Origin of the sequence: Massilia sp. TWP1-3-3, assembly GCF_049897805.1 — a bacterium.
Lineage (GTDB): Bacteria > Pseudomonadota > Gammaproteobacteria > Burkholderiales > Burkholderiaceae_D > Telluria_A.
In genome coordinates this window covers 1-1676 of record NZ_JAFCWX010000101.1, presented here as the reverse complement: position 1 = coordinate 1676, position 1676 = coordinate 1, and the positions used below count along the sequence as shown (strand labels likewise).

At 55.5% G+C, this 1676-nt stretch carries 1 protein-coding gene; it reads right to left on the bottom strand.

The genetic code is table 11. The annotated features are described in order from the left end of the window. Positions 1 to 187 precede the first annotated feature (187 nt). The gene (locus tag ACP7D4_RS27945; protein WP_426107810.1) at positions 188 to 1570 is read right to left on the bottom strand and encodes an IS1380 family transposase; all 1383 of its coding nucleotides are present in this window, start codon (positions 1568 to 1570) and stop codon (positions 188 to 190) included. Positions 1571 to 1676 lie beyond the last annotated feature (106 nt).

Genomic DNA, 1676 nt, shown 5'->3' with positions numbered 1-1676 from the left:
CTAGCCTGAATGTTGCATGAATTTCTTCTCGCCCCCGGATTTTTCCAACGTGGCTAGCTGCGCGTGGTCATCGCGGCGTCAGGCTAAGCTCGCCCTACCCATGCTCTATGAGCGGCCTTTGATCAGGGTTGAATGGTTGAGGTTTGCGGGCGGGAGGTCTGTTCACGACTGACCGGACGAATCGACGTCAGGAGGAGTTGACGATGTTCGTCGGCACGCAGATGAACAGGCGTTCGGCGAGGGTGTGGAGCAGGCTCTTAACCGCGCAGGCGCTTGGCAAATGCAAGACGATGCGCTGTTTTGTTTGGCGGACCTGGACCGCGATTTTGAACAGTTTGTTGATGACGGTCGATGGCTGTGCTTGCGATAGCAAGGTGTGCCGCAGTGCCTGTGTGCGCAATTGTTGATGCAGGATGTAGGCGGCGGCGTGCAATAGCAGGCGCATGAAATTGGCCAGGAAACTGGTACAGGATGTGCGGTCCGATGCCAGGTCGTTCTTCAGATGCTTGATGAAGTTTTCACTTTGGCCACGCGCGCAATAAACGTCCTCGTAAAGCATGCCGGCGTCGAGGCCTTTTAAGGAAGTAACGACGAAGCGAGGATTCTCGCCCAGCGCCATCACCTCGGCTTTGAGCAGCACGCGCCATGACTTCTGCCACGAGCCTGCGGCATAGGGGAATTCATCATACAGGCGCACAGCCTCCGGCACCACGTCCTGGGTTTGCAGCGATGCCCAAAGGTCGCAAGCGCGCTGTTTTGTTTTTTCTGCTAACGCTTGCAGTTTGACGTTGCCAGGAAGGCCGAAGATGAAGTCGATGTTGGGCATGGCTGCGATCATCTGCATCAATTCCGGCCTGCCGAAATGGCCATCGCCGCGTACCAGGATGTGGGTTTCCGGAAAGTGCCTGCGAATCAAGGTGAGAACACGGCGCATGATCATGGCATTTTCGGCGCCGGTCGGGCTTTTCCCTGGACGTAGAACAGCGGCCACCAACGCCCCCGACTGACCATCGAATATCATGAGAGGCAAGTAACAGGTACTACGGTAATGATGGTTGTAAAACGCCAGCGGCTGTTGCCCATGCGCCGCATCTTCCGAATGATCCAGATCGAGAATGAGACTGCTCGGTGGACTGGCGAAGCCGGCGATGAATTGTTCGACAAGCGCTTTGCAGAGGCGATAAATATCTTTGCTGCTGGAGGCGTGCTCAAAGCGCGATATTGTCGATGCCGACGCCAGCGCGGTGTCCGCACCAAACGGCAAACGACCGGCGCCAAGCTTGAACATCGGATCGTGGCGCAGGCTGTTAGCGTCATTGCCATCTTCGTAGCCGCAGCCAATTTGGTAGATGCGTTGAGCCAGCAACGCGCAGTGCGAATGCGTGACGTAACTGGCGTGCCGAGTGTCGGCCAAAGCTTGCGTCAATCGCTCGGTCAGGCCGATCTGACGATCAACACCACGAAGCAGCAACGGCCCGAGGTCGGACGACAAACCACCGCCGTCAAAATTGGCACGAATGGTATGACCTGGAATGGATGGAAAACGTAGCTGTTCTGAAGTAGAATTCATGTCGGGCAAGGTGGCGTTCGTTTTGATGAACTGTGTTTCGAGATACTCACATTTTATCAAGCACTTACGGCATTCTTGCCCTTTTTTATGCAAAATTCAGGCTAGC

Bases quoted from the DNA above. Each gene is read 5' to 3' on its own strand.
- ACP7D4_RS27945 (WP_426107810.1), bottom strand. From the start codon at position 1,570: ATGAATTCTACTTCAGAACAGCTACGTTTTCCATCCATTCCAGGTCAT.